Below are 23,977 nucleotides of genomic sequence, written 5' to 3'. Positions count from 1 at the left end.
AAGGGAAGAAGCGCCAGGCCCTGGAGCCCGGCGCACGGAAAAAAGGGATGAAGGAGGAAGGGCCGGCGGTCGGCCCCCGCCCGGACGCAAGCCGGCGCGGCTCAGCGCGCGGCCCCGCGCGGTTGGGCGCGCAGCCGCCAGCGCTCGATCGCGATCAGGCCCAGGAAGCTCAGCGCCGCCGCAAAGCTGGTGTGGCCGGAGAAGGACACCAGGCCCAGCGACCAGCCCTGCGTGCGCACCAGCAGCACCAGCGCCAGCAGCAGCAAGGCCCAGCCCGCGACGCGCAGCGCACGCGTGCGGCCCGCGGCCAGCGCTGCGCCGAAGACATCTTCCTGGTGACGTTCCATGGCCAGCGCCAGCGCCGCGAAACCCGGCACGCACATCAGGGCGGCGATCAGGTGCAGGGCCATCATGGTGCGGCCTCGCGCAGCGCGGGTTGCGCCTCCACGCCGGGCAGGCGGCCCTCCGCGGTCGGCGGGGCGGCCGGCCTGGGGGCTGCAGCGGCAGAAGCCGCAGCGGCCTTTCGCACCGGCCTGGCCTTGGGCTTGTGCCGCGCCGTGCGCACGGCCAGCATCGCGTGCAGCGCGGCCAGCGCCAGCAGCGTGAGCTCCAGCCCGGCAAAGACCCAGTCGCCGTCCATCAGGCTGGACCACAGCGGCCGGTCGGTGGTGAAGATGTTCAGCACGGGCAGCAGCGCCAGCACCAGCGCACCGGCCCACAGCAGCTCGATCCAGGCCTTCTTTGCAGGCCGCACGAAGGCCCAAAGCAAGGTGGCGCCCCAGGCGATGAACATGGCGTGGATCTCCCATTCGCGGCGCTGCGCCAACTCCAGCGGCAGCAGGCGGTTGGCCCACAACATGGCGGCCATGCCTACCGACAGGCCGGCGATGGCGGCAATGTTCAGCCGCTCCACCAGCCAGAAGCCGAAATAGGGCTTCTGCGGATCGGGCAGCTTGGCGCGCCGCTTGACGGTCCACATCACCAGCCCGGTGCCCACCATGGCCGTGCCCGCCAGGCTGACCAGGAAGTACATCCAGCGCACGGCGTCGTCGGCAAAGCGGCCCAGGTGCAGCGCGTACAGCACGCCGCGGGTTTCGGCCGCGCCGCCCACCTTGTCCTTGGCCTCGATCAGCGCGCCGGTGGTGCCGTTGAACAGCAGGTATTGCGGGCTGTAGGAAGCCCGGCCCTCCTCGCCGCGCGCGATGACCACGCGCGCATTGGCGTCGCCCGGGTTGTTGACCGTGATGCGGCTGACGTTGCCCACGCCCCAGCGCGCCTCGCCTTCGCGCACGAAGGGCCCCACGGGCAGCAGCGCCGCCTTCTGGCCGCTGGGTTTTTCGGCCTGCACGAAGGCGCTCATCTGCGACGTGAGCTCGCGCCGCTCGGCGGGCGTCTTGAAGGCCGCGTCGTTGCCCCAGGGCATGTACATCAGCATCAGCGTGATCAGCCCCGAGTAGGTGATCATCAGATGGAAGGGCAGCCCGAACACCGACAGCGCGTTGTGCGCGTCCAGCCACGAGCGCTGGCCCTTGCCCCAGCGGAAGGTGAAGAAGTCGATGAAGATCTTCTTGTGCGTGATCACGCCGCTGACGATGGCCACCAGCATGAACATGGCCGCGATGCCCGCCAGCCAGCGACCCCAGAGCACCGGCATGTAGTGGAACTGGAAGTGGAAGCGGTAGAAGAAGTCGCCGCCGGCGGTCTCGCGCGCCGCCACCTTCTCGCCCGTGGCCGGGTCGAAACGCGCGCTCTCGAAGCTGCGCCGCCCCTGCACGCCGGGGTTGCGCCAGAAGGCCGAGGCCACGTTGGTGCGCTCGTCGGGCAGGCCCACGCTCCATTGCGGGCTCCCGGGCGCCTGCACGGCCAGCGTGTCGACCACGCGCTGCGCCACGCCCGCCAGCTCAGGCACCTTGGCCTGATGCGCCAGCTCGGGCTGCATCCACTGCGAAAGCTCTTCCTTGAAGTAGCTCACCGTGCCGGTGAGGAACATCGCATACAGGAACCAGCCCATCAGCAGCCCGGTCCAGATGTGCAGGTCCGACATGGTCTGGCGCAGGCCCGGGGCCTTGGGCGCCTTCTTCGCGCCGGCCTGGGGTGCCGGCTTCACGCTCGCTGCGCTCATGCCGCCGCCCCCTGCCCCTTGAGCACCCACAGCGCCGCCAGTCCGATGGGCAGTCCCGCCACCAGCAGGCCCACCCAGGCACGGGTGGCCGATCGCACGGCAAAGACCCAGATCACGGCCAGCGTGTAGACGATGAAGCTGCCCAGCATGCCGGTGAACACGGCCTGGGTCTTGTCCATGGGCAGCGCCAGCGCCGCCACGCTGAACAGCGCCGCCAGCGCATAGCCGCCGAACAGCGCAGCCACGATTCTGGAAACCAGCGGCAGATGCCGCAGGGCGCCCGCAAGAAAACGGCGCCACGGCGCCTGGTCGACGCTATGCGCGAGGAGGGTCATGCAAAACTCAATGCGAATTGTTATCAATATTGTACGGGCAGGCGCAGCCAGCCGATGAGCGGCCCCGCTCTGTCGGTCACGGTTTTTTGCAGTCCGCCGTTAGAATCGCGCCCCTGTCCGCCCGCATCGCCGGGTCGCCGTCCCCAGCGCTGCTCCTGCGCGTCCCGTTCTTCCCACAATTCATGTCGTCCAACCTGCACCCCATGCTCAACGTGGCCATCAAGGCCGCACGCGCCGCTGGCGCCATCATCAATCGCGCCGCCCTCGACGTGGAGGCGGTGCGCATCTCGCAAAAGCAGGTGAACGACTTTGTGACCGAGGTGGACCACGCGAGCGAGCAGGCCATCATCGAGACGCTGCTGACCGCCTACCCCGGCCACGGCATCCTGGCCGAGGAATCGGGCACCGAACATGGGGCCCGCGATTCGGACTACGTCTGGATCATCGACCCGCTGGACGGCACCACCAACTTCATCCACGGCTTCCCGGTCTACTGCGTGTCCATCGCGCTGTCCTTCCGCGGCAAGATCGAGCAGGCCGTGGTGTATGACCCCACGCGCAACGACCTCTTCACGGCCTCCAAGGGCCGCGGCGCCTTCCTGAACGAGCGGCGCATTCGCGTGTCCAAGCGCACCATGCTCAACCAGAGCCTGATCTCCACGGGCTTCCCCTTCCGCGCGGGCGACAACTTCAAGCAGTACCTGGCCATCATGGCCGACCTGATGCCGCGCGCCGCCGGCCTGCGCCGCCCCGGCGCCGCCGCACTCGACCTGGCCTACGTGGCCGCGGGCTACTGCGACGCCTTCTTCGAAACCGGCCTGAACATCTGGGACGTGGCCGCCGGCTCGCTGCTGGTGACCGAGGCCGGCGGCCTGATCGGCAACTTCACGGGCGAAGGCGAATACCTGGAGCAGCGCGAATGCATGGCCGGCAGCCCGCGCATCTATGGCCAGTTGGTGCCGATCCTGCACAAGTACTCCAAGTTCGCGGGCGTGGACGACAAGCTCGCCGCCACCGAGCGCGCACGCGCCGTGGGTGGCTCGCGCCGCACTGCGGGTGCAGGTACCGAAGGCAACGAGGCCGACCTGTACGCGCGCTCCACCGTCGGCCTGAACGACGAAGCCGCAGCCCAGCACCAGCAACAGGAGGCCGTCGCGCCTGCGGCCCCCGTGCAGCGCAAGCTGGTGCGCGCCAAGCGCCCGGCCGCCGAAGGCGCGCAACCCACGGGCTCGGACTACAAGCAGCCGTGATCGCCCTGCAGCCCGGTGCCGCGGTGCAACGCACCCGGGCCGCGCTGCGCGTGGCCCTGAGTGCCGACGTGCTCAACGGGCTGATGGTGGCCCTGGGGCTGCTGCTCATCTCGGGCGGCGTGCACCTGTGGCTGGGCGCCGCGGCGGGCACCGCCGCCGCCACGGGCGTGATCCTCTCCAGCCCGCCCGACCGCGCGGCCCCGCGCCGCGGCAAGCTGCGCCAGATGCTGCCGGCACCGCTGCTGGGCGTGCCGCTGTTCTTCGCGGTGCAGATGCTGCACGGCATGCCATGGCGCCTGGGCCTGCTGCTGGTGCCGGCCACCTTCCTGGCCTTCCTGGCCATGGCCTGGGGCAAGCGCGGCATCCCGGTGGCGATTGCCGTGATGCTGGCCATGGTCTTTGCCATGGCCACGCCAGCGCCGCACAGCCTGGCCGAGGCCCTAGCGCGCACCGGCCATGTGGCGCTGGGCGCCCTGCTCTATCTGCTGTGGGCCACGCTGGTCAACCTGCTGCTCAACGCCCGCTACCGGCAACTGGCCATGGCCGAGGTGCTGTTCTCGGTCGCGGCGCTGATGCGCAGCGAGGCGCGCCAGTTCACGGCGCGCGATGAGTCCAGCGATGTGCGCGAAGTGGCCGCGCCGCTGCTGAGCCAGATGCTGGCCGCGCAGGCCACGCTGGCCGATCAGCTGCAGGCCACGCGCGACCTGGTGCTCGAATCGCCGCGCACGCCCTCGCGCCAGCGCCTGGCCGGCATGCTGATGACCGCGCTGGAGATGCGCGACCACCTGCTGGCCAGCGAGCTGGACCTGGACAGCCTGCGCGAGCACCCGCGCCATGCCGGCGCGCTGGCCGCCATGCGCGAGGTGCTGCTGGCACTGGCCGACGATGTGGAAGCGGCGGCCGACGCCCTGCTGCTGCTGCGCCGCCCCGACGCCGTGGTGGATCGGCGCCCGCAGCTGGCCGCCATCCATGCCGCCCAGGCCAGCACCGAGGCGCAGGCCGCGCCGCACGGCCCCTCGGCCGCCATGCTGGCGCGCGGGCTGGCCAGCCGCATCGGCCACCTCAACGACGAAGTGCGGCGCCTGGCCGAGCTGGCCCGCGGCGAACGCGCCCCCGACCTGGCCATCGTGCGCGCCAACTGGCAGATGTTCGTCAGCCCCACCGACTGGTCGCCCGCGCCCTTCCTGGCGCTGTGGCACTGGGACGCCCCGCCGCTGCGCCACGCGCTGCGCGCCGCACTGGCGCTGGGCACCGGCTATGCCATCGCGGTGCTGATGCCCTGGGGCTCGCACGACTACTGGATCCTGCTGACCATCGTGGTGGTGCTGCGCGGCAGCCTGGCGCAGACGCTGGAGCGCCGCAACGAGCGCGTGGCCGGCACCCTGCTGGGCAGCGTGCTGGCGGTGGCCGTGCTGTCCCTCCATCCGGGGCCGCTGCAGATGCTGCTGATCATGTCGCTGGCGCAGTCGGTGGCGCATGGCTTTGCGGTACGCAAATACGTGTGGACGGCCATTGCCGCCACCGTGCTGGGCCTGGGCCAGGCGCACATGCTCAACGTGGGCGCGGCGCCCACCTTCGCTTTGGGCGAGCGCATCGCCGACACGCTGATCGGCGCCGCGCTGGCCTGGGGCTTCTGCTACGTGCTGCCCTCGTGGGAGCGCAAGCAGTTGCCGGCGCTGCTCAAGCGCACGCTGGTGGCCCAGGCGCGCCATGCGCGACACGCGCTGTCGCTGGGCCAGTTGCAGGCGCTGGACAACGCGCCCGAACTGGCCTGGCGACTGGCCCGGCGCGAGGCCTTCGACAGCCTGTCGGCGCTGGTGCAGGCCACGCAGCGCGCGTTGTCGGAGCCGCGCGCGGTGCAGCCGCCGCTGGCGCTGCTGCAGCGGCTGCAGGCCCACAGCTACCAGCTGCTGGCCCAGCTCAGCGCCGTCAAGACCATGCTGGTGCAGCGGCGCGACCGGCTCACCCTGTCCAGCGTCGAGGGCCCGCTGCAGCGCGCGGCCCAGCGCATCGAGGCCGCCATCGGCGACGCGCCGGCCGTCGATGGCGCCGAAAGCTCGGCCGATTCGCGCAGCGCACCTTCGCTGCTGCCCGGCCCCGTGCCGCTGCCCGACCCCTTCGAGAACGACATCAGCCCCTGGCTGCTGCGCCGGCTCGATCTGGCGCTGGGCCTGGCCCAGCAACTGGGCGCCGACGCGCGCCAGGCCATGCAGGCCTTGCAGGACAACGCCGCGTCCGCCGACCCCGGCGCATCGGCCGGGGAACCTCCGGCCGATCAGACACTCCCGTCCGCAAGCTCGCGCTGACAGGCCGGCTGCGCACGTACCGTGCGCGGCACATTTCCTGCCGGACCCTCCGCGGGTGACGCCGGCGGGCCCTCGCGCCCCGCCCGGTTTTTTTGCACTCATCTCCCCCGGAACCTGCTCGCGCATGACCCTAGACACGCTGACTTCCCATCCCTGGTTCAACACCGCCGTGGCCGCACTCATTGCCGTGGCAGTGGCGCTTTTGCTGCACCGCCTCGGCGCCCTGGTGGTGCTGCGCGTCACGCGGCCCCTGCTCACCGTGAACGCGCTCGCGCGCGCCGCCCAGCCGGCCACCCGCATCCTGCTGCCCCTGCTGGCGCTGCAGGGCGTCTGGCAGGCCGCGCCCGACGAGCTGCGCGGCCTGGCCGCGCTGCGCCACCTCAATGCGCTGGCGCTGATCTTCTGCTTCACCTGGCTGGCCATCCGCCTGATCAACGGCTTTGCCGATGCCGTGCTGCTGCGCCATTCGGTGGACGTGGCCGACAACATGCAGGCCCGCCGCATCCACACGCAAACGCGCGTGCTGGCGCGCACCGCGATGGTCATCGTCGGCATCCTCGGCACGGCCATGATGCTGATGACCTTCCCCGGCGCGCGGCAGGTCGGGGCCAGCCTGCTGGCCTCGGCGGGCGTGATCGGCATCGTCGGCGGCCTGGCCGCCAAGCCGGTGTTCAGCAATCTCATCGCGGGGCTGCAGATCGCGATCACGCAGCCGATCCGGCTCGATGACGTGCTGATCGTCGAAGGCGAATGGGGCCGTGTGGAGGAGATCACCGGCACCTACGTGGTGCTGCGCATCTGGGACGAGCGGCGCCTGATCATTCCGCTGAACCACTTCATCGAAAAGCCCTTCCAGAACTGGACGCGCGCCAGCGCCCAGCTGCTGGGCTCGGTGTTCGTGCACGTGGACTACGCCACGCCGCTGGCGCCGCTGCGCGCCGAGGTGGAGCGCATCGTCAAGGCAGCGCCCGAATGGGATGGCCGCTTCTTCAACCTGGTGGTGACCGACGCGAGCGAGCGCACCATGCAGCTGCGCGTGCTGTGCACCTCGGCCAATTCAGGCCTGTCGTGGGACCTGCGCTGCAAGGTGCGCGAAGGCCTGATCGACTTCATGCAGCGCGAATACCCGCAGCACCTGCCGCGCCTGCGCATCGAGGCCGATGGCGCGGACCAGCCCTCGCCCTCGATGGCGCCGGCCGCGCCGGTGCAGGCCCCGCCCACGGCCACGCCGAGCAGCCCCGCGCCCTGACGCACGGGGCGTTCAGCTGCGCCCGCGCCGGCGGTCGGCCTTGGGCAGCTCGGCCCGCGCCACCATCTGCTCGGCCCGGCGCTGCATGGTGGCCAGCGCCTGGTCGAGCGTGTGCGCGTCGGCCTCGGTCAGTGTGGACAGCAGCTCGGCATTGATGGCCGCCGCCAGCGGGTACAGCGCGTCGTACACGGCGCGCCCGGCCGGCGTGAGGCCCAGCAGCACATGGCGCCGGTCGCCGCCGGGCTGGGTGCGCGAGACCAGTTGCTTGGCCACCATCGAGCCCACGGCCTTGGAGGTGCGCGCGCGGTCCAGCTGCGCCTGCTGGGCCAGTTGCGAGGAGCTCATGGGCCCGCGGCTGGCCAGGGTGGCGATCAGCCGCCATTCGCGCCGCGTGATGCCGAAGCGCCCCTCGCACAGCCGGATCACCATGCTGCCGGCCACGTCCAGCAGGCGGCTCAGCCGGTACAGCAGCAGGTCATCCAGCGGGCGGGCGCCCTCGCCGTCGGCGGGCACAGCGGTGGGAAGCGTCATGGGGTTAGTCCGCACAACAGTTGATTTGAACAATCGATTGTGAGACTTCCAGAATCGGCGCCGCACACACAAGGAGGCGACAGGCATGAGCACACATCCACACACGCGCCGCTGGGCCCTCAAGGCAGCTGCTGCAGCAGCCGCGCTGGGCAGCCTGGCGATGGGCATGACCGGCAACGCGCAGGCCCAGCCGCTGGACGGCCCGCTGCGCCTGGTCGTCGGCTACGCGCCGGGCGGCACCACCGACATGGTGGCGCGCTTCGTCGGCGACCGGCTGGCGCAGACCCTGGGCGTGCCGGTGGTGGTGGACAACAAGCCCGGCGCGGGCGGGCGCCTGGCGGCCCAGCAGCTCAAGGGCGCGCCGGCCGGCCAGAACGTGCTGATGGTGGCCAACCCGGCCGTGATGGTGGTGGCGCCGCTGGTCTTCAAGGACAACGGCTACGACCCCGAGCGCGACTTCCAGGCCGTGTCCCACGTCAACGACTACGACTTCGGCCTGGCCGTGGCGCCCGGCGTGCCCGCGCAGAACCTCACGCAGTTGCTGGACTGGATGCGCGCCAACCCCAACCAGTCGAACATCGGCGTGCCCGCCACCGGCAGCCTGCCGCACTTCTTCGCGCTGATGCTGGGCCAGAGCGCCAAGGTGCGCGCCGAGGTGATCGGCTACAAGGGCTCGGCCACGGTCATCACCGACCTGATCGGCGGCCAGGTGCCCATCGCCGTCGACACCTTCGATGCGCAACTGCCGCACTACCAGGCCGGCAAGTTCCGCATCCTGGCCATGTCGGGCGCCAAGCGCTCCAGCCTCGCGCCCGACGTGCCCACCTTCAAGGAGTCGGGGCTGGACCTCACGGGCACGGGCTGGAACGCCTTCTTCGCTCCCGCCGCCATGCCGCGCGAAAAGGTCGACCGGCTGGCCCAGGCCATCCAGGCCGTGATGCAGGAGCCCGAGATGCAGCGCCGCTTTGCCGACAACAAGCTGGTGCCGGTGGTGAGCACGCGGGCCCAGACCGAAGCCATGCTCAAGGCCTACCGCGCGCAGTGGGCGCCGGTGGTCAAGACCTCGGGCTACCAACCTTGAACGCAGCAGTGAGCCGGCAACGCCCCAACTTCATCTTCATCGTGGCCGACGACCTCGGCTACGCCGACCTGGGCTGCTATGGCGGGCGCGCGGCTTCCTTCGGCCCGGTCTCGCCCGTGCTGGACCGCCTGGCCGCGCAGGGCGCGAAGTTCACGCAGGGCTATGCGAACTCGCCCGTGTGCTCGCCCACGCGCTTCGGCCTCATCACCGCGCGCTACCAGTACCGGCTGCGCGGCGCGGCCGAGGAGCCGATCCGCAGCGACAGCCGCGGCAGCAGCACGCTGGGCCTGCCGCCCCAGCACCCGACGCTGCCCTCGCTGCTCAAGGGCGCGGGCTACCGCACGGCCCTCATCGGCAAATGGCACCTGGGCTATCCGCCCGCCTTCGGCCCGCTGCACTCGGGCTACGAGGAGTTCTTCGGCCCGCTGTCCGGCGGCGTGGACTACTTCAGCCACTGCGACTCGCGCGGCACGCACGACCTGTGGTTCGGCGAGCAGGAACGCCAGGACGAGGGCTACCTCACCGACCTGCTGTCGCGCCGCGCCGTCGATCTTGTGGACCGCATGGCCCGCGAAGACGCGCCCTTCTTCCTGAGCCTGCACTACACCGCCCCGCACTGGCCCTGGGAAACGCGCGACGACGCCGCCCGCGCCCCCGCGGTGAAGGACAACCTCTTCGATCTGGCCGGCGGCAACATCGACACCTACCGCCGCATGATCCATCACATGGACGAAGGCATCGGCTGGATCGTCGAGGCCCTGCGCCGCAACGGCCAGCTGGACAACACGCTGATCGTGTTCACCAGCGACAACGGCGGCGAGCGTTTTTCAGACAACTGGCCGCTGGTGGGCGGCAAGATGGACCTGAGCGAGGGCGGCATCCGCGTGCCCTGGATCGCCCACTGGCCGGCCGTGATCGCCCCGGGCTGCGAAAGCCGCCAGCTGTGCATGAGCATGGACTGGTCGGCCACGATGCTCGACGCGGCCGGCGTGGCGGCGCACCCGGCGTACCCGCTGGACGGCCAATCGCTCATGCCTGTGCTGCGCGATGCCGGCCACACCTTCGAGCGGCCCCTGCACTGGCGCATGAAGCACCGCGGCCAGCGCGCGCTGCGCGAGGGCGACTGGAAGTACCTGCGCGTGGACGGGCACGACTACCTGTTCAACCTCGCGCAGGACGAGCGCGAGCGCGCCAACCTGGGCAGCCGGCAGGGCGAGCGGCTGGCGCGCATGCGCGCGGACTGGGAGGCCTGGAATGCGGGCATGCCGCCCATCCCCGAAGACGCCACGGTGAGCCTGGGCTACTCGGCCAAGGACATGCCGCAGCGCTGAGCGCGCGCTGCCGCCGCCCTCAACGCCCCATCCACTGTGCGAAGGTGACGCTGCCCTGCCGGGCGGCGCCCGCGGGCACCAGCGTCGCGTCGTCCAGGGGCGCGCCAAAGTACAGCGCCTGCGGATCGGTCACCACGCGGCGCGCGTCCTGCTTCAGGTCCAGGTAGCGCTGCACCAGCTGCGCCAGGCGCCAGCGCTCGGGCCCGGCGATCTCCAGGCGGCCGTTGCGCGGCGCGGCCAGCGCCACCTCCGCCAGCACCTGCGCCACATCGTCCGAACTGATGGGCTGGATGAAGGCCGGCGACAGCCGGATCTCGCCACCCGCCGCAGCAGACTGCACGATGCCGCCCAGGAACTCCAGGAACTGCGTGGCCTGCACGATGGTGTGGGGCAGGCCGCTGGCCTCGATCAGGTCTTCTTGCGCCTGCTTGGCCCGGAAGTAGCCGCTTTGCTGCAGCCGGTCGGTGCCGACCACCGACAGGGCCACGTGGTGCGACACGCCCGCGGCAGCCTCGGCGGCCAGCAGGTTGCGGCCCGAGGTGCGGAAGAAATCCAGCACCGCCTGGTCCTCGAAGGACGGCGAGTTGGCCACGTCCACCACCACCTGCGCGCCGGCCAGCGCAGCCGCCAGGCCCTCGCCGGTCAGCGTGTTGACGCCCGTGTTAGGCGACGCGGCCAGCGCCTCGTGCCCCTGTTGTTCAAGCAGCCGGACCAGCTTGCTGCCGATCAGCCCGGTGCCGCCGATGACGACGATCTTCATGAAGCTTCTCCTGGGGTTGTTGGGGTTCAGGCGAACTGCGCCTTGTCCAGGCCAAAGGCCTTGTCGAGCGAGCCCGGGATGGTGCGGAAGGCCACGTTCAGCCGGTTCCAGGCGTTGATGCCCATCACGTTGTGCGTCAGCACCACCAGTTCCTGCTCGGAGAACTGCTCGCGCGCGGCGGCGTAGTCGGCGTCGGGCACGCCCTGCGGCGACAGTTGCGTGAGCACCTCGGTCCAGGCCAGGGCCGCGCGCTCGCGGGCGCCAAACAGCGGCGACTCGCGCCAGATCGCCACATGGTGCAGGCGCAACTCGCCTTCGCCGTGGATCTTGGCCTGCTTGATGTGCATGTCGGCGCAGAAGGCGCAGCCGTTGAGCTGCGATGCACGCAGCTCGATGAGGTAGAGCAGCCCCGCCTCGATCGGGCCCTTCTTCGCCAACTGGCTGAACTCCCCGAGCTTCTTGAAGAGCTCGGGCCCTTGCTGCATGGCATTGAGACGTTGTTCCATGGAAATCTCCTCTTGGGTTGGAAAGTGGAAGGCCTGGACCGCCTTCCCTCTCAAGACGTGGCAGCGCGGCGGCTTGTGACGCCGATCGGCATCGGCCGCGCCCGTACCCGCCAAATCCCCTTATTTCGATATATCTTTTTTATTCCAGATATAAATCGCCTCCATGACTTCCACGAGCTCTCCCACGCAGGCCGCCGCGGGCACCGGCGGCCGGCACGGCGGAGGCCACCGCATCTTCGGGCGCGGCGGCCTCAAGCTGGTGCTGCTGCAGCTGATCGCCGACCTGCCCCGTCACGGCTACGAACTGATCAAGGCCATCGAAGAACGGCTGGGCGGCCGCTACAGCCCCAGCCCGGGCGTGGTCTACCCCACGCTGACCTGGCTGGAAGAGACGGGCCTGGTCACGGTGGACGCACCCGACCATGGCGGCCGCAAGCGCTACAGCGTCACGGCAGCCGGGCTGGACTTCCTGGCCGAACAACGACAGACCACCGATGAACTGATGGCCCGCATGCACGCGGGGGTGGACGGCGCGGGCCTGCGCGCCGGCCGGCCGCCGCAGGTGGCACGGGCCATCGAGAACCTCAAGCTCGCGATGCGCATGCGGCTCGCGCGCGAACCCCTCAGCGATGAACAGGCGCACGCCTTCGCGGCCGTGCTCGACCAAGCCGCGCAACACATTGAACGCATCTGACACCACACATGAACTCTTCTGCTGCTGCAACCGCCTCCCCTGACCGCCGCGCCCAGCGCGTGCGCCATGCCCTGCGCTTCAGGCGCCTGTCGGTGCTGCGCACCGAGCAGCCCACGCCGCACCTGATCCGCATCACGCTCGGCGGCCCCGAACTGGAGGGCTTTCTGAGCCCGGGCTTCGACGACCACATGAAGCTCTTCTTCCCCGACCCGCAGACCGGGGCGCTGACACTCCCCACGGCCGGGCCCGAAGGCCCGATCTGGCCCGAAGGCCCGCGGCCCGTGGCACGCGACTACACGCCGCACCACCACGACCCGGTCGCCGGCACGCTGCAGGTGGACTTCGCCCTGCACGAGGCCGGGCCGGCCACGGCATGGGCACGCGCCGCCAGGCCCGGCGACCTGCTGGGCGTGGGCGGGCCGCGCGGCTCCTTCCTGGTGCCCACCGATTTCGACTGGCACCTGCTGATCGGCGACGACACGGCCCTGCCCGCCATTGCGCGGCGCCTGGCTGAACTGCCGGCCGGCGCGCGCGTGCGGGTGCTGGCCGAAGTGGACAGCGCGGCCGACCAGGTGCCGCTGCCTTCCGCGGCCGATGTGCAGGTGGTCTGGGTCCACCGCGACGGTGCTGCTGCTGTGGCCGGCCAGGAGCCCCCGCTGCTGGCGGCCCTGCGCGCCACGCCGCTGCCCACGGGCGCCTTCCATGCCTGGATCGGCTGTGAGTCGGCCGCCGCCAAGGCATTGCGCGCGCACCTGGTCAACGACTGCCAGGCCAATCCGCAGTGGATCCGCGCCTCGGGCTACTGGCGCCGTGGCGCCGCGGGCACACACGACAAGCACGAGGATTGAAAGCCGGCATTCCTGCTCGCCCCCTCCCCAAACAGGTGATTGACGCTCCCCCACGCCCTCCGCAGAATGTGACGCGTAAGTTTTGAATTATTAAAACTTACGGATTAAAACCAGCAAAATTCAGGGACCGAAGGAGGCAATCGCCGCCCGAGGGGGAGAAGTGATGAGGAACGTCGACTTTGCCCAATGGCAGCAATGGATGCTGCTTGCGGTTGCCAGCATCGGACTGCTGGCCTTGATCTACTGGCTGGGCAGCAGCGCGCGCGAGCGGCTGCGGCAAAAGCGCCGCATCCTGGCCGCGCGCGTACGCTCGGGCCATGCGGCACTGGACATGCCCAGCACGCATGGTGAACTCGATGAGAACCAGAGCCACTGGGGCACGGTGGGCCGCGCCGACGGCCAGGCGCTGATCGTGGACGAGCAGCCCACCATCCAGATCTGCTACCGCGATGCCTATGGCAAGGCCGTGTATCGCCTGATCGAAGTCGAGCAGCTGGACCTGCACCGCCAGGCCATCGTGGCCAAGGGCAACAGCCTTTACGACCCGCGCATCTTCCCGCTGGAGCGCATCGTCGAAGTGCGCAACAGCGCCACGGGCAAGCCCTTCAACCTGGGCCTGTGGGTGGAGGCCGTGCGCGTGGCGCGCCGCCGCCGCGCCGAGCGCACCGACCTGCAGTCCCTGGACGGCCACGCCTGACCGCGGGCCGCCCGGCGCAGGCCGGAGCCTCAGCCGCGGGCCGCCATCGCCTGCGTCACTTCGTTGGTGCCCTGCGCGGCACCGCTTTGCGGCACCTGCTCGCCATTGCGGTCGGTCACCTGCGCCAGCCGGGCCGCCAGTTGCTCCGGCGTGTCGGCAGCCAGCCCCAGATGCACGCCCTGCGTGAGCGTGATGTGCGCCGCTTCAAACGTGCCCGCGCCCGCGCACAGGATGGTGCGCGTGGGCGCGCTTTCGTGGGCCAGCACCAGCATGGCCGGCACCACCGCCTCGGGCTTGAGCGCGGCCAGCACCTCGGCCGGCATCAGGCCCTCGGTCATGCGCGTGGCGGCCGTGGGCGCCAGGCAGTTCACGTGGATGTTGTTCTTCGCGCCTTCCAGGCTCAGGGTCTGCATCAGCCCCACCAGCGCCAGCTTGGCGGCGCCGTAGTTGCTCTGGCCGAAATTGCCGTACAGGCCCGAGGACGAGGTGGTCATCACGATGCGGCCGTACTTCTGCTCGTTCATGAGCGCCCAGACGGCCTTGGTGCAGTTGACGGCGCCCATCAGGTGCACGTCCACCACCAGCTTGAAGTCGGCCAGCTCCATCTTGGCGAAGCTCTTGTCGCGCAGGATGCCGGCGTTGTTGACCAGCACGTCCACGCGACCCCAGGCGTCCACCGCCTGCTGCACCATGGCCTGCACGGCCGCGAAGTCGGTGACCGAGGCGCCGTTGGCAATGGCCTCGCCGCCGGCCGCGCGGATCTCGTCGACCACCTGCTGCGCCGCCGTGACCGAGCCGCCCTGCCCGTCCACCGCGCCGCCCAGGTCGTTGACGAGCACCTTGGCGCCGCGCGCGGCCAGGGCCAGTGCATGCTGGCGGCCCAGGCCGCCGCCCGCGCCAGTGACGATGGCCACGCGGCCCTTGAAATCGATGCTCATGCTGGGTTGTGCTCCGTGAGAGTGTGTGGGTTGCTCAGGCGGCCTGGAGGATACGCAGTTCCATGCCGCGCACATACGGCTTGACGGCCTGACGGTAGGCCTTCATGTGCGGCGCGGCGCCATGGGCCGCGAGGTTCTCGATGCTCTGCCATTGCTCGACCACCACCACGCGGTCCGGCCCCATGGCCGTCTGGCCCGGAATGGCGGGCTCGAAATCAATCGTGGGCGTGTACGACACGCAACCCACTTCGGCCAGCACCGTGGGCACCAGCTTGTTGAACTCGGCAAGGAAGGCTTCGCGGGTGCCGGGGTTCAGCTCCACGGTGGCGACGACATGGATCATGGCTTCTTGTCTCCTGGGCAAATGCACAAAAGGCCCAGTGTTCCACGCCCGCGCCGCCTGCGCTGTCCGGTGGTGGACATGCGCCCTGCCTTGCGGCGAGTGGTGGGCCTCAGATCGCCAGCAATGCTTCGCCGCGCAACGGGCGCAGCCCCAGACGGCCCGGCGACACGTACTGCTCGCGGTACTGCTCGAAAGGCAGGGTATCGGCCGCCTCGATGCGCGCCTGCTCGGCCACCGAGTCGACGCTGCGCTGCTCCCAGGTGCGCTGCTGGTCCTCGGACCAGGGCAGGTTCAGCAGTTCGGTGCGCGCGGCCAGCGAACGCTCGCGTGCAAAGTCGATGAAGCTGTGGCCATGCCGGTCGGCCATGGCCGCCAGCACGCGGGCCGACGGCAGGGTCTGCGGCGCGGCCAGCGAAGCCTGCGCGGCGGCCAGCGCCTCGCGGTACAGCGTGCCGCCGCCATGGGCTGCATCCAGCGCCGCGGCCACGGGCTCGCACTCGGCGAGGATCTGCGCGCCCCACACCACCAGCGGCACGGCCTGGCCGTTGCGGTGCAGGTGCAGGCCGGGCTCGCGCCCGCGCGCAGCCGTCAGGTGCTGGTTGTGGCCGATCTCGGCGATCTCCTCGCGCGAATCGGGCGGGCTGTCCGACAGCAGGCAGTGCAGCAGGAAGATGTCCAGCCAGCGCATGGTCTGGGCCTGGATGCCAAGCGCCGAGAACGGGTCTAGGTCCAGCAGGCGCACTTCCACGTATTCCACGCCGCGCTCGCGCAGCGCATGCAGCGGACGCTCGCCGGGAAAGATCACACGCTTGGGCCGGATGGTGCCGTAGAACTCGTTCTCGATCTGCAGCAACGTGGTGGCCAACTGGTTGTACTCGCCGCCCAGGTTGCGGATGCCGATGCTTTCGTACGCCGGATACGGGCGCGTGAGCGCATCGGCCAGCGAGGCGCCATAGCCGTCCAGGCTGTTGTAGCTCACGGCCAGCGAGGCCTGCGCCTCGCTCTGGTAGCCCAGCCGGCCCATGCGCAGCGAGGTGCCATGCGGCATGTGCATGGTGTACTCGCCGATGGGCTGCAGCTCGTGCGGGCGCCCTTCGACAAAGCTCGCGCACACGGCCGGCGAAGCGCCGAACAGCACCAGCGGCAGGAAGGCATGGCGACGGAAGTTGCGGATCAGCGCGAAATAGGCCTCGCTGCTCACGCCCGGCAGCGACCAGTTGTAGTGCACGCCCGAGATGGTCTGCATGCGCCGGCCGTAACGGTGCGACAGCCCCATGCGGTAGACGCTCTTGGCGCGGCCCACGTTGGAGGTGCCATAGCGCCCCAGCGGGATGGTCTCGTCGGAGGGCAGGCCGCAGGGCATGCTGGCCAGCCACATGCTTTCGTCGCCGGCCGCGGCCAGTGCGCGGTAGGTGAACTGGTGGACCTCGCGCAATTCGGCCAGGCAGGCGTCCACATCGGTGTGCGCGCCGGTGATCAGCTCCAGCTGCGATTCGCTGAAATCGGTGGTGATGTTCGAATGCGTGAGCGCGCTGCCCAGGGCAGCGGGATGAGGCGTCAGCGCCAGCTTGCCGTCAGGCTGCGAACGCAGGCTCTCCCGTTCGATGCCGCGCCGCATGCCCAGCATGCGCGCCGCCGGCAGCGCCTCCAGCCGCTGTTGCAGTGTGCTCATGATTCCGATCTCTTTGCTCTTGTGTGGGGCCGCACGGTACCACCACCGCAGCCCGGCTGCTGGCGACCCCGCGCCGCAATGGCTGCGCAGGTCATCGCTCTTGAATCAGGAGCATTCGAGTGGCTCCGGCCTTGGATCTTGTTCAGGCCCCCTGGGCATTTCCCCCACGCCGGCAGGCGTTCTCGGCGCGCGCTAGCCAGCCTGGGCGCTGCCCAGCACCTCCACCAGAAAGCGCCCCAGATCGGCGATCTCCTCGGCGCAGACGCTGTGCGGCATCGCGTATTCGCGCCACTGCACCGGTGCGCCCAGTTGCAGCAGGGCGTCGCGCGATGCGGTGGCCCGTGCCAGGGTCACGATCTCGTCCTGCCGGCCATGGGCCAGAAAGATGGGCGTGGCAGCGTTGGCCGGGTGGCGTTCCGCGGCTGTGCTGGCCGCCAGCGGCAGGTAGCCCGACAGCCCCACGATGCCCGCCAGCCGCTCGGCATGGCGCAGCCCCGTGAGCAGCGCCATCGCGCAGCCTTGCGAGAAGCCCGCCAGCACCAGGCGCCCGGCCGGCACGCCGCGCGCCTTTTCGCGCGCGATCAGCGCCTCGATCTCTGACTGGGAGGCGCGCAGGCCCGCTTCGTCCTCGGGCCGGCCGGGGCCCAGGATGTCGTACCACGCGGGCATCACGTAGCCGCCGTTGATGGTCACGGGACGCTCGGGCGCGTTCGGAAAGACGAAGCGCACCGGCCCCACGGCTGCCAGCATCGGTGCCAGCTCGGGCACGATGGGCGCGAAATCGTTGCCGTCGGCCCCCAGGCCGTGCATCAGCATCACGGTAGCGCGCGGCGCGGCGCCGGTTTCTATTTCGATAGCAGGACGCACAGCCATGACGAAGCTCCAGACAGAGTTGAACCTTTAAGTTTCATTAGCATAACTTGATAGGCATTAAGCACTACAAGCAGTAATTTACAAATTAATTACGTGATTTATTGCTTTGTTTTTAGGCTGATTTTCTTGTTTCAAATGAGAAACATGCTTTAACCACGCTCACACTGCCTCAGGGCCTGGCGAGAACTTTTTCACCGAGCCCCAAGCGGGCGGCGCACCGCGCGCCTCCTTTTTCGCACGAGGAACGGTCTCAGGGGGTAGTCATGAGCATCACATATCGACGGGAACCAGGCTGCAAACGCCTCGCGGTCGCGGTGGCGGCAGTCGCCGCCCTCTCGCTGCTGGGCGCCTGCGCGTCCAAGGGCTCGACGAACCTGGGCTTCGCCGGCACCAGCACCAGCACCACCACGCCTTCTGGCGCGGGCGCAAGTGCAGGCGCAGGCGGTGGTTCAGGCACTGGCACTGGCGGCGGCAGCGGCGGCGACACCATCGTGGGCGGCGGCGGTACGCCCGGTGGCGGCACCAACCCGGGCGGCGGCACCGCTCCCGGCCAGACACCCCAGGCCACCAGCGCCCTGGGCGGAACGATCCGCGGCGCCGGCAACACGGTGGATCAGGCGGGCCAGCTCATCGGCGGACTGTCGCAAGGCGGCGCCACGAGCGGCGTCGTGGCCTCCACCGGCGCGGCGGTGAGCGAGCTGGGCAAGGGCGTGGCCAATGGCCTGGGCCAGTTGGGCCAGACCTCCGATCCGGTCGGCACGACGCTGGCCAGTGCGCAGCCCACGGTCCGGCATGTGGGTGCGGCGGTTTCCAGCCTGGGTGGCACGGTGGCAACCGTCGGCGCGGGCACGCCGCTGGCAACCGCGACCCAGCCCGTGGGCGGGCTGGTGTACACGGTCGGCGGCAGCGTCGGCCAGCTCGGTGACCGGGTGGGCGCCGTGCTCGACAACGGCGCCGTTCGCCAGCTCACCAGCCGCAGCAGCGAAGCCATCGTGAGCGTGGACGGCAGGCTCGAAACCCTCACCCAGCAGGTGGGCCGCACCACCGGCCTGGGCCCGCCGGTCGACGGGCTGACCGACCGCCTCGGCCACGCCATCAGCCATGCGGGCGGCAGCCTGCCCGGTGGCCAGGGCAACGGTGTGGGCCTTGCGCTGGGCACGACGGTCGCCAATGTCGGCGACCTCGTGAACGCGCCGGGCAACAACACCAGCGGTGGCTTGGGCAGCCTGACCGGTGGCCTGGGCGGCTTGACGGGCGGTCTGAGCCTTGGCGGGGGAACGGCCGGCCTGACCGGCACGGCCGGAGGCGTCGGCGGCGTGATCACCCCGGTCCTGAACACGGTCACGCCCGTGGTCAGCACCATCGTCACGCCGGTGCTGAACGTCGCGGCGCCGCTCACCGGCCCGGTGACTGCACCACTGGCCGGCGGCACCACCACCAATCTGCTCAGCGGCGGCAGCACCGGCGGCCTGCTGACCAACGTGTTGGGCGGCACCGCGGGCGGCACCAGCACCGGTGGCACCGGTCTTCTGGGCGGTCTCACCGGTCTGACGCAGCAGCGCTGATGCCCGCCCAGGCCGGCCTGCACTGGCTGCGCTCGGGCTTGAATGCGATGCTGGCAGGCGCGCTGGCGGCGGCCGCCCAGGCACAGTCCTCGGGCAACCCGCTTGACCAGTTGCCCCTGCCTGCGCAGCAGCAACAGCCCCCGGTGCCGCGGCCCCAGGTGGCGTTGCAACAGCCCGCCGGCGCAGCGGGGCGCCTGGGGGAAAGCGTGACGCCCACGCGCTTCGACATCGAAGGCGTCAGCGCCATCCCCTTCGCCGAGGTGGCCGCCCTGTTCGCGCCGTGGGTGGGCCAGCCCGTGCTGGTGGAACGCCTGGTGCAGGCGGCACGCCAGGCCAGCGCGCTTTACAGCGCACGCGGCCATCCGCTGGCCTTCGTCTACCTGCCCGAGCAAAGCTTCGCCGACGGCGTGGTGCGCGTGGTGGCCGTGGAAGGCTACATCGCCAGCGTGCGCATCGAAGGCGATGCCGGCCCCGGCGAAGAGCGCCTGCGTGCCATGGCCGCCACACTGCAGGCCGAAAGGCCCTTGCGCCAGGCGAGCTTCGAGCGCGTGAGCCAGCTCATGGCCCGCCTGCCCGGCCTGAACGTGAAGGCCACGGCCGCCCTGCCCGCCAGCACCGATGGCGCGACCACACTGGTGCTGCACGTCAAGCGCCAGCCGCATGACCTTTCATTGGGCGCAGACCTGCGCCAGCCTCGGCCGCGCGCCGTGCTGACCGGCGTGCTCAACGACCCCCTGACGGCCGGCGGGCAGCTCAGCGCCTCGACCCTGCTGGGCCATCCGCGCCAGGAGGCCCTGCTCACCACCAGCTACAGCCAACTGGTGGGCGCCGACGGCACGGCCCTCAAGGCCAGCTTCACGCACTACCGCGGCTACCCCGACGAGAACATGGAACGCGGCGCGCGCATCGAGCGGCGCAACACCAACCGCAGGGCCGAGTTCTCGGCCAGCCACCCCTTGCTGCTGGACGCGCGGCGCAGCCTCACGCTCAGCGGCGGGCTCTATGCCGTCAACAACCTGGACGCCTACAGCGTGCCGCTCACCGGCACCAGGCTGGACGACGACACGCGCGTGCGCGCCGTGTTCGCCCAACTGGGCTACCAGGGTGGCGATGCCTCGCGTGCGCGCAGCGCCAACCTGATGCTGGCGCAGGGCCTGCGCGGCCTGGGTGCAACGGCACAGCAACGCAGCAACGTTCGCGGCGCAGCGGGCGTCAATCCCGCCCGGCTGGACTTCACGCGCCTGAGCCTGGAGGCGAGCCAGCGCGACCGTTTCGAGAACCAGTGGGGCTCGGCCCTGAGCCTGGGCGCGCAGTACAGCCCACACTCGCTGGCCGCGTCCGAACGAATTTCCTTTGGCGGCCAGCGTTTCGGACGGGGCTATTCGGCCGGCGATGCGGCCGGCGACTCGGGCTGGGGCGTGGGCGCGGAGCTCAATCGCCTGTTCAAGGTGGATGGCGGCGAATGGCTCAGGCAAGTCGAGCCCTATCTGCTGCTGGAGGCGGCCCAGGTCTCGTTGAAAAAGGGCTGGCCCGCCCCGCGCCGCCTGCGCTCCGTGGCCCTGGGCACGCGGCTGAGCGACGGCAGGCACTACCACCTCGATCTGGCCGTGGCCAAGCCCGTGGGCGATGCCAGCGCCACCAACCCGCTGCGCCGGGCGCGCCTGACGCTGCTGCTGAACTACAACTTCGGCGAACGCTGAGTGCCGCCGTTCAGGCGATGGACCCGCTGCGCTCAGCGCGCCGCGTCGCGGCAGGCCTGCCGGTTGCGCTCGAAGCCGCTGGCCAGCATGGGCGTGCAGCCGTCGGCCTGCGGCGTGAGCTGGCACAGGCCCACCGCCACCAGGTCGGACACCGCCAGCGTGCAGGCCTCATAGGGCGCCAGCGCCGGATTGGCTCGCGACTTGAACCCCCAGCGCTCGGCCAGGTCCACGGTGCGCGCCATGGCGCCTTCGAAATAGCTGCGGTCGCGCGCGGCGACGGCGGCGTTCATGGCGGGCCATTCGGTTTCGAGGAAGCGCGAGGCCTCAACAGGGAAGGCCCTGGCCGCGTCCTGGCCGGCAGCCGGTGCGGCTCCAAGGACAGCACACAGGGCCAGGGCATACAGGCGGGCGGCAGGACGTGCACGAACAGCAGGCATGGGACAAAAGCGCGGCGGGCGCAAGAATCGGATGGAAGCGGCTTGGAGGCGCGCCGACAAGCCGCACATCCGGGCTTGATTGGAGCGCAAAACAGGCGCCTGCCCGGCCGCTCGGCGCAAAAAAATCACCGCGCCAAACACGGGCACGGGAAAAAGCCACGCCAGATGTGGCCCAATACGGGGTTTCGCTTTCTTTTCACCCCTCCAAAAAAGGAAACCCGCCATGGGCAACAAGATCGTCACCGAAGCAGACCGCAAAGCCACCAAGCCCCTGCCGGGCGCCACCGTCGCACGCCAGGGCGTGGGCCAGAAGCGCAGCCTGGAGCGCGGCACGGCCACCCGCAGCAAGAAGAACCCCGGCAAGCGCGCCCACCAGGGCTGATGCCGGGCCGGCCGCACAGTGACTGCTGCGCGACCGAGCTGTGGAGGCGCCCGCGAGGCGCCTTCTTCTTTTTCTGGATACCGAAGGACCCCAACCCCATGAAGAACGACCAGATGCTGTTGCGCGGCATGGCCTGCGCCCTGATCGGGGTGGCCGTGCTGCTGGGGCCTTATGTGATGCGTTCGGCCGGCTGGCGCGAGATGCTGGCCAGCGCCCAGACCGTGGGCTGGTTCGCGCTCGTGCTGGGTGTGGCGCTGATGGTGGTGGCGCTCGTGCGCAAGAAGCCACGCAAATAAGGAAAAGGCGCCACGCACGTTGTGCGTGGCGCCCATGGGGCTGCATTCGAGCCGGGTCTGAAGGCCCTCAGTGGGCGGCCGCGCCCTTCTTGCCGCCGCGCAGACGCTTGAACAGTTCGACCACCGCGACCACGATGGCGCCAGCCACCAGCCCGACCCCGAAGTTGGCCGCCATGGTGCCCAGCGGGCCGACCACGCCGCCAGCCACGTGGGCCCAGTCTTCCAGCGCATGGCCCACCGCCGGCACGCCATGCACCAGGATGCCGCCGCCCACCAGGAACATGGCCGCCGTGCCGAGCACCGACAGCGCCTTCATGAGCCAGGGCGCGAAGCCCAGGATGGCGCGGCCCAGCGCGCGGGCGCCGCTGCCCTCGCGCCGGCTCAGGTACAGGCCCGCGTCGTCCAGTTTCACGATGCCGGCCACCAGGCCATAGACGCCAATGGTCATGGCCACGGAGATGGCCACCAGCACGCCCAGCTGGGTGACGAAGGGCTGGCCGCTCACCGCGCCCAGCGAGATCACGATGATTTCGGCCGAGAGGATGAAGTCGGTGCGGATCGCGCCCTTGACCTTCTCTTTTTCCAGCGCCACCAGGTCCACCGCCGGGTCGGCCACGGCCTGGGTGTGGCGCGCGGCCTCGTCGGCGGCCTCTTCCTTGTGCAGGAACTTGTGCAGCAGCTTTTCCACGCCTTCGAAGCACAGGAAGGCGCCGCCCACCATCAGCAGCGGCGTGATGAGCCAGGGCAGAAAGCTCGCGATGGCCAGCGCGGCCGGCACCAGGATCAGCTTGTTGACCGCCGAGCCCTTGGCCACCGCGAACACCACGGGCAGTTCGCGGTCGGCCTTCACGCCCGTGACCTGCTGCGCGTTGAGCGCCAGGTCGTCGCCCAGCACGCCGGCGGTCTTCTTGGCCGCCACCTTGGTAAGCACGGACACGTCGTCCAGCACGGTGGCGATGTCATCGATCAGCAGCAGCAGGCTGGAAGCCATGGATTCCTCGGAGATGGGTGATCAGGAAGCTGGGCATGGTAGCGGCGGCGCATGGCACCGCGCTGTCGGCCTTCTGGCCGACCCGGCCCCGGACGACGCAGGGGCCTGTGATGTAAGCGCTGGGCTCAGCCCAGCGAACGCTTGGCGCGCACTTCCTCGATGCGCACGGCGCCCCAGGCGGTGGTGCGCGCGGTCTTCATGTCGCGCTTGAAGCCGGCCTGGTGCTCGAAGAAGCGCAGCGCGCGGTCGTTGCGCAGCGGCACCCAGGCCGACACCGTGGTGCAGCCCTCGTCTTCCAGGCCTTCCTCGGCGGCTTCCCACAGTTGCAGGGCCACGCCCTTGCCCCAGTGGTCGGGGTGCACGTACAGCGACCAGATCTCGCCATCGGCGGGCTTGGTCTTGGGGTCGCGCGAGCGGTCGAAGCCCACGAAGCCGACCACGGTGTCGCCCTGCACGGCCACATGCACCTGCGGTTCGGCGAACTCGATGGCCTGGCGCCACTTGGCTTCGCGGGTGGCCGGGGCCAGCGCGTCCAGTTGTTCTTCGGGAACGATGCCCTGGAAGGCCGCACGCAGCGAGGCAGCGTGGAGTTCGGCGATGGCTTTGGCGTCGCGCAGTTCAGCGGGGAGAACTTCGTAGGGAGACATTCGGGATGCAGGCAGGAGAAATGACAATGCACAAATGCAAGAGCGCCCCATTGTCGCCGCAGCGCCGCCGCTGTCCTGCGGGTCTGACCCCGGGTCCGGCACCGACGCGCCCGTGTTCCACAGCGTGCGGGTGCAGCCGCTGGGCCGCACGTTCAAGGCCGCGCCGGGCCAGCCCCTGCTGCGGGCCGCCGAGGAGGCCGGCATCGAGTTGCCCAGCTCGTGCCGCAACGGCACCTGCCGCAGCTGCCTGTGCCAGCGCAGCGCGGGCGAGGTGCGGCACCTGATCCCCTGGCCCGGTCTGTCGGCCGAGGAGAAGGCCGAAGGCTGGCTGCTGCCCTGCGTGGCCGAGGCCTGCAGCGATGTGGTGCTCGAGGTGCCGCTGGCGTTTGCGTTGTTTGACGATTGACAACACCCAATCGACGA

The 23,977-nt window shown here is 70.2% G+C and carries 26 protein-coding genes; 13 read left to right on the top strand and 13 right to left on the bottom strand.

The annotated features are described in order from the left end of the window. Positions 1 to 101: 101 nt before the first annotated feature. The 3 genes from PGB34_RS13710 to PGB34_RS13700 are packed head-to-tail and all read right to left on the bottom strand — an operon-like array spanning position 102 to position 2,457. Complete coding sequence (locus PGB34_RS13710) at positions 102 to 413, bottom strand: DUF3325 domain-containing protein (protein ID WP_271428649.1); 312 nt, start codon at positions 411 to 413, stop codon at positions 102 to 104. Continuing rightward, on the bottom strand, positions 410 to 2,122 hold the full coding sequence (locus PGB34_RS13705; RefSeq protein ID WP_271428648.1) for a PepSY-associated TM helix domain-containing protein: 1,713 nt from the start codon (positions 2,120 to 2,122) through the stop codon (positions 410 to 412). The genes PGB34_RS13710 and PGB34_RS13705 overlap by 4 nt, the downstream gene beginning before the upstream one ends. Beyond that, complete coding sequence (locus PGB34_RS13700) at positions 2,119 to 2,457, bottom strand: DUF3649 domain-containing protein (protein WP_271428647.1); 339 nt, start codon at positions 2,455 to 2,457, stop codon at positions 2,119 to 2,121. The genes PGB34_RS13705 and PGB34_RS13700 overlap by 4 nt, the downstream gene beginning before the upstream one ends. Before the next feature lie 182 nt (positions 2,458 to 2,639). Between PGB34_RS13700 and PGB34_RS13695 the strand changes: the two genes are divergently transcribed. The 3 genes from PGB34_RS13695 (at position 2,640) to PGB34_RS13685 (ending at position 7,262) form a co-directional block, all read left to right on the top strand. Beyond that, a complete protein-coding gene (locus tag PGB34_RS13695) occupies positions 2,640 to 3,707 on the top strand; it encodes an inositol monophosphatase family protein (protein ID WP_271428646.1) in 1,068 nt (355 codons plus the stop codon). Continuing rightward, entirely contained in the window at positions 3,704 to 6,013 is a 2,310-nt protein-coding gene (locus PGB34_RS13690) for an FUSC family protein (protein ID WP_408647891.1), read from the top strand. The genes PGB34_RS13695 and PGB34_RS13690 overlap by 4 nt, the downstream gene beginning before the upstream one ends. A 124-nt stretch (positions 6,014 to 6,137) precedes the next feature. Further along, a complete protein-coding gene (locus PGB34_RS13685; protein ID WP_271428645.1) occupies positions 6,138 to 7,262 on the top strand; it encodes a mechanosensitive ion channel family protein in 1,125 nt (374 codons plus the stop codon). A 12-nt stretch (positions 7,263 to 7,274) separates the two neighbouring features. Here PGB34_RS13685 and PGB34_RS13680 read toward each other — a convergent pair whose 3' ends face one another. Continuing rightward, entirely contained in the window at positions 7,275 to 7,793 is a 519-nt protein-coding gene (locus tag PGB34_RS13680) for a MarR family winged helix-turn-helix transcriptional regulator (protein WP_271428644.1), read from the bottom strand. Positions 7,794 to 7,878: 85 nt separating this feature from the next. Here PGB34_RS13680 and PGB34_RS13675 point away from each other — a divergent pair, with 85 nt between their 5' ends. Then, positions 7,879 to 8,874: a Bug family tripartite tricarboxylate transporter substrate binding protein gene (locus tag PGB34_RS13675; protein WP_408647890.1), complete on the top strand. Its 996-nt coding sequence runs from the start codon at positions 7,879 to 7,881 to the stop codon at positions 8,872 to 8,874. An 8-nt stretch (positions 8,875 to 8,882) separates the two neighbouring features. Further along, positions 8,883 to 10,205 (top strand): sulfatase family protein, encoded by a 1,323-nt coding sequence (locus PGB34_RS13670; RefSeq protein ID WP_271428643.1) that lies wholly within the window; start codon positions 8,883 to 8,885, stop codon positions 10,203 to 10,205. A 19-nt stretch (positions 10,206 to 10,224) separates the two neighbouring features. On the opposite strand, the gene PGB34_RS13665 is transcribed toward PGB34_RS13670, so the two are convergent. Together PGB34_RS13665 and PGB34_RS13660 are read right to left on the bottom strand one after the other, a co-directional pair. Then, positions 10,225 to 10,965 carry an SDR family oxidoreductase gene (locus PGB34_RS13665; RefSeq protein ID WP_271428642.1) on the bottom strand — a complete coding sequence of 247 codons (741 nt, stop codon included), beginning with the start codon at positions 10,963 to 10,965 and terminating at the stop codon, positions 10,225 to 10,227. A 26-nt stretch (positions 10,966 to 10,991) separates the two neighbouring features. Continuing rightward, a complete protein-coding gene (locus PGB34_RS13660; protein ID WP_271428641.1) occupies positions 10,992 to 11,471 on the bottom strand; it encodes a carboxymuconolactone decarboxylase family protein in 480 nt (159 codons plus the stop codon). 163 nt (positions 11,472 to 11,634) lie between these two features. Here PGB34_RS13660 and PGB34_RS13655 point away from each other — a divergent pair, with 163 nt between their 5' ends. From PGB34_RS13655 to PGB34_RS13645, 3 genes are all read left to right on the top strand, one after another. Beyond that, the gene (locus tag PGB34_RS13655) at positions 11,635 to 12,165 is read left to right on the top strand and encodes a PadR family transcriptional regulator (protein ID WP_271428640.1); all 531 of its coding nucleotides are present in this window, start codon (positions 11,635 to 11,637) and stop codon (positions 12,163 to 12,165) included. Between the two features lie 8 nt (positions 12,166 to 12,173). Continuing rightward, the gene (locus PGB34_RS13650; RefSeq protein ID WP_271428639.1) at positions 12,174 to 13,013 is read left to right on the top strand and encodes a siderophore-interacting protein; all 840 of its coding nucleotides are present in this window, start codon (positions 12,174 to 12,176) and stop codon (positions 13,011 to 13,013) included. 163 nt (positions 13,014 to 13,176) lie between these two features. Next, entirely contained in the window at positions 13,177 to 13,710 is a 534-nt protein-coding gene (locus tag PGB34_RS13645) for a hypothetical protein (protein WP_271428638.1), read from the top strand. Positions 13,711 to 13,739: 29 nt separating this feature from the next. On the opposite strand, the gene PGB34_RS13640 is transcribed toward PGB34_RS13645, so the two are convergent. The 4 genes from PGB34_RS13640 to PGB34_RS13625 all read right to left on the bottom strand — a co-directional run bounded on the left by PGB34_RS13640 (position 13,740) and on the right by PGB34_RS13625 (position 17,536). Further along, positions 13,740 to 14,648 (bottom strand): SDR family NAD(P)-dependent oxidoreductase, encoded by a 909-nt coding sequence (locus tag PGB34_RS13640; protein WP_271428637.1) that lies wholly within the window; start codon positions 14,646 to 14,648, stop codon positions 13,740 to 13,742. A gap of 34 nt (positions 14,649 to 14,682) precedes the next feature. Beyond that, positions 14,683 to 14,991, bottom strand: a complete 309-nt coding sequence (locus PGB34_RS13635) for a putative quinol monooxygenase (protein ID WP_271428636.1) — start codon at positions 14,989 to 14,991, stop codon at positions 14,683 to 14,685. A gap of 109 nt (positions 14,992 to 15,100) precedes the next feature. Next, on the bottom strand, positions 15,101 to 16,663 hold the full coding sequence (gene gshA, locus PGB34_RS13630) for a glutamate--cysteine ligase (protein ID WP_271428635.1): 1,563 nt from the start codon (positions 16,661 to 16,663) through the stop codon (positions 15,101 to 15,103). A 192-nt stretch (positions 16,664 to 16,855) separates the two neighbouring features. Next, on the bottom strand, positions 16,856 to 17,536 hold the full coding sequence (locus PGB34_RS13625; RefSeq protein WP_271428634.1) for an alpha/beta hydrolase: 681 nt from the start codon (positions 17,534 to 17,536) through the stop codon (positions 16,856 to 16,858). 314 nt (positions 17,537 to 17,850) lie between these two features. Between PGB34_RS13625 and PGB34_RS13620 the strand changes: the two genes are divergently transcribed. Both PGB34_RS13620 and PGB34_RS13615 read left to right on the top strand, forming a co-directional pair. Then, positions 17,851 to 19,101: a collagen-like triple helix repeat-containing protein gene (locus PGB34_RS13620; RefSeq protein ID WP_271428633.1), complete on the top strand. Its 1,251-nt coding sequence runs from the start codon at positions 17,851 to 17,853 to the stop codon at positions 19,099 to 19,101. Next, on the top strand, positions 19,101 to 20,801 hold the full coding sequence (locus tag PGB34_RS13615; protein ID WP_271428632.1) for a ShlB/FhaC/HecB family hemolysin secretion/activation protein: 1,701 nt from the start codon (positions 19,101 to 19,103) through the stop codon (positions 20,799 to 20,801). Before PGB34_RS13620 ends, PGB34_RS13615 begins: the two co-directional genes overlap by 1 nt. A gap of 32 nt (positions 20,802 to 20,833) precedes the next feature. On the opposite strand, the gene PGB34_RS13610 is transcribed toward PGB34_RS13615, so the two are convergent. After that, positions 20,834 to 21,091, bottom strand: a complete 258-nt coding sequence (locus PGB34_RS13610) for a hypothetical protein (protein ID WP_271428631.1) — start codon at positions 21,089 to 21,091, stop codon at positions 20,834 to 20,836. A 370-nt stretch (positions 21,092 to 21,461) separates the two neighbouring features. Here PGB34_RS13610 and PGB34_RS13605 point away from each other — a divergent pair, with 370 nt between their 5' ends. Next, entirely contained in the window at positions 21,462 to 21,620 is a 159-nt protein-coding gene (locus tag PGB34_RS13605; protein WP_225784778.1) for a hypothetical protein, read from the top strand. 98 nt (positions 21,621 to 21,718) lie between these two features. After that, positions 21,719 to 21,916: a hypothetical protein gene (locus tag PGB34_RS13600; protein ID WP_271428630.1), complete on the top strand. Its 198-nt coding sequence runs from the start codon at positions 21,719 to 21,721 to the stop codon at positions 21,914 to 21,916. Between the two features lie 67 nt (positions 21,917 to 21,983). On the opposite strand, the gene PGB34_RS13595 is transcribed toward PGB34_RS13600, so the two are convergent. Together PGB34_RS13595 and PGB34_RS13590 are read right to left on the bottom strand one after the other, a co-directional pair. Next, positions 21,984 to 22,907 (bottom strand): DUF808 domain-containing protein, encoded by a 924-nt coding sequence (locus tag PGB34_RS13595; protein ID WP_271428629.1) that lies wholly within the window; start codon positions 22,905 to 22,907, stop codon positions 21,984 to 21,986. Positions 22,908 to 23,032: 125 nt separating this feature from the next. Beyond that, positions 23,033 to 23,554: a GNAT family N-acetyltransferase gene (locus tag PGB34_RS13590; protein ID WP_271428628.1), complete on the bottom strand. Its 522-nt coding sequence runs from the start codon at positions 23,552 to 23,554 to the stop codon at positions 23,033 to 23,035. A gap of 112 nt (positions 23,555 to 23,666) precedes the next feature. On the opposite strand from PGB34_RS13590, the gene PGB34_RS13585 reads away from it, so the two are divergent. Next, positions 23,667 to 23,960, top strand: coding sequence for a 2Fe-2S iron-sulfur cluster-binding protein (locus PGB34_RS13585; protein WP_408647900.1), 294 nt, complete (start codon positions 23,667 to 23,669; stop codon positions 23,958 to 23,960). Positions 23,961 to 23,977: the final 17 nt, after the last annotated feature.

Source organism: Xenophilus arseniciresistens, from assembly GCF_028023875.1.
GTDB classification, from domain to species: Bacteria; Pseudomonadota; Gammaproteobacteria; order Burkholderiales; family Burkholderiaceae_C; genus Xenophilus; species Xenophilus arseniciresistens.
The sequence above is the reverse complement of the archived record's forward strand: the minus strand, read 5'-3'. Positions and strand labels throughout refer to the sequence as shown.